Annotated in this window: 4 protein-coding genes; 1 reads left to right on the top strand and 3 read right to left on the bottom strand. The window is 55.3% G+C overall.

The annotated features are described in order from the left end of the window. Nucleotides 1-80 precede the first annotated feature (80 nt). From ABX962_RS34600 to ABX962_RS34590, 3 genes are all read right to left on the bottom strand, one after another. A complete protein-coding gene (locus ABX962_RS34600; RefSeq protein WP_372726214.1) occupies nucleotides 81-761 on the bottom strand; it encodes a histidine phosphatase family protein in 681 nt (226 codons plus the stop codon). Nucleotides 762-914: 153 nt separating this feature from the next. Continuing rightward, complete coding sequence (locus tag ABX962_RS34595) at nucleotides 915-1,682, bottom strand: AraC family transcriptional regulator (protein ID WP_372726213.1); 768 nt, start codon at nucleotides 1,680-1,682, stop codon at nucleotides 915-917. Nucleotides 1,683-1,756: 74 nt separating this feature from the next. Then, complete coding sequence (locus tag ABX962_RS34590) at nucleotides 1,757-2,059, bottom strand: hypothetical protein (protein ID WP_372726212.1); 303 nt, start codon at nucleotides 2,057-2,059, stop codon at nucleotides 1,757-1,759. 40 nt (nucleotides 2,060-2,099) lie between these two features. Between ABX962_RS34590 and ABX962_RS34585 the strand changes: the two genes are divergently transcribed. Beyond that, nucleotides 2,100-2,509, top strand: a 410-nt coding sequence (locus ABX962_RS34585; RefSeq protein ID WP_372726211.1) for a sulfatase-like hydrolase/transferase, incomplete at its 3' end; no start/stop codon positions are given.

Here is a 2,509-nt window from a genome sequence, read left to right as displayed (position 1 = left end):
CCATCCACGCTCTGGCGAGCGTAGCTACAACACGCAAAAGCCGTAACTTGATGCCCCCTAAATGCTTCGCTATGTCAAGCTTACGTTTCGTTGCCGGTCACCAAGCGTGACGGCAGATGGCTGGCAGAATTCAGCCAATGCAGCTGCCAAGCTTTGCCGTCGTAATCCAATTTGGTGATTCCCGTATTGACGAGCGCGCCGATCTTTTCGACGTCGGTTACCTCCGAAAGCATCTTCGTCAACAAACATCGTTTAAAGTCGGCATGGATGACCGCGACGATCGTTTTGCCGCTGGCTCCAAACGACTGGACCAACCGTTCGGTAACGACTCCGGCTCGTGCGTTAGCCTGGTCATCGGTTTCTCGTGCGTTGCCTGCCCACCAGCCTGCATTGGTGATTGTTTCGTCGATGATGCAGTCGTGGGGCAATGCCGAAAATTCTTGTTCGATGCTCGCGCGTCCCATGCCTGGTCCACCCTCGGTCGCATTGGGACCATGGCCACGAAAACAGCCGCCGCGTTCAAAGACATTGTGCCAAACGTGAACTCGCTGCGGCGACTGATCCAGAATGAACCGCGTGGTTTGGATCGATCGACGAAACGGGCTTGTGATCAACGTGTCGATCCTCAGCGTGCTTGTCCATTTGGCTAGATATTCAGATTGCAATCGGCCCCGCGCCGTGATCGCAGGATCCTCAACCCGTTGGTAAGCCGGCATGGCATTGTTTTCGCTCTCTGCGTGTCGAATCAGGTAAAGTTGCATTGTTGATTTTCGTGTCCACGCGTGCAGCCAAGTTCCCCATGCGGCCCAAACCGCGGAATCACAGGCATTTCGAATCAATGAGAGCGTGAGCGACAGGCGTCCCTGGTAATGAGCAACCATTGCGGGGCAGCGTGTGTGCCGTGCTGGCTGCGTTTAGTCTTTGCGAATATTTTGGGTCTGTTGGCGAAACTGAGATGGCGTTACGCCGGTCGCAGCGCGGAACGCTCTGGTGAAGGCGCTCTGGTCATAAAACCCGCTCGAAAAGGAAATGTCCGCGATTGTTTTGTCTGTGTCCAGCAGCAGACGCGATGCGGTTGCGACGCGTGTCTGGCGTATGAATTGACTGGGGGTCAGACCGAACAGGCGTTTGGTCAGCCGAGCCAAGCGTTGCAGTGACATATTTGCCCGCTCCGCTAACATCGAGGGGGTGCTGATCTCGATCGGGTTTTGTTCAAAGAACTCGAGTGCCTGAGCAAATTCATTGGGAATGATATCGGTTTCGACCGGCACACGGACGTCGCGTGAGAAGCCCACCAAGCCGATGATTTGGTCATCGGAATCGATAATAGGCAGCTTCGTGGTCAGACACCAAACCGGCCTGTGAGGACGATGCCATTGCATTTCAAGATGGCCAACCAACGCGCGCCCGGTTCGTAAGACCTTGGCGTCTTGTTCGGCGGGAACTTGTCCAAAGTCGCCAGGACAGATTTCAGAGGGACGTTTGCCAATCGCGTCGGCAGCACGTTTCAAGCCATGCCGTTTCGCCAGCGATTCATTGACGCACACGTATTGCCCGTGTTCGTTTTTGATGAAAAACGCGACATCATCCGCTTGATCGAAAAGCTGACCTAGCAACCCCACTCCGATGCTGGTGATCTGCCTCGCGGCAAAATCGGTCGTTTGTTTTAACCATTGGTTCATCGATGTTAGTCCTTGCCGGGAGGCGTCCGCGAAGGTCGGGGCGGCTAATTCGTGGCGATTTCGTGATGCTCGGTTCAGACTCGTTGCTCGGGAACCTTCACGTTACCGAGTGTTCCATGAATAAAAAAGAGCCAAGTTGCGTCCGGCGTGGGTTTCGGTTCGACTAGGGCCGCAAGCGACCGATTCCGTGTCGCAAATTGTTCACAGGGTGTCGCAAATCGTTCTTGAGTCCGGCGGGGGCTATGTCGCAGCGAGCGAGGAGCATGACATTGACATCGTTGGGGGTTATTGTGGCAGGTGTCCTCCGCAATGCCGTTGTCGAACGCTGCGATAATGCCGTTGTCGAACGCTGCGATGACGGGTGACCTCTTTTTCATTCGCCCTCCAACTCTCTACTCTCAATATCGACCTGAACTCATGAAGCTGACATTGAACTTGGCCTTGTTCGTCGTCATGGCATCCACCTTCGGAGGTTTCGCAAACAAGGTGCTCGCGGCCGAGCTGCCGAATGTGGTCGTTATCCTGGCGGACGATTTGGGGTACGGCGATTTGGGATGCTACAACCCCGAATCAAAAATTCCGACGCCGAACCTCGACCGCTTCGCAAGCGAAGGGATGCGTTTCACCGATGCGCATAGCCCTTGCACCGTATGCACGCCGACACGTTACAGTTTGATGACGGGGCAAATGGCGTTTCGAATTCCCAACGGCGGCCGCGTGTTTTCAGGTGCAGGCGGGCCATCGTTGATCGCTCCAGGGCGAATGACGTTACCATCGATGCTGCGGGATCAAGGCTACCGCACCGCATGCATTGGCAAGTGGCACAT

This window comes from Novipirellula sp. (genome assembly GCF_041583735.1).
Classification (GTDB): Bacteria; Planctomycetota; Planctomycetia; order Pirellulales; family Pirellulaceae; genus Novipirellula.
This window is presented reverse-complemented; position numbering and strand designations above follow the sequence as displayed.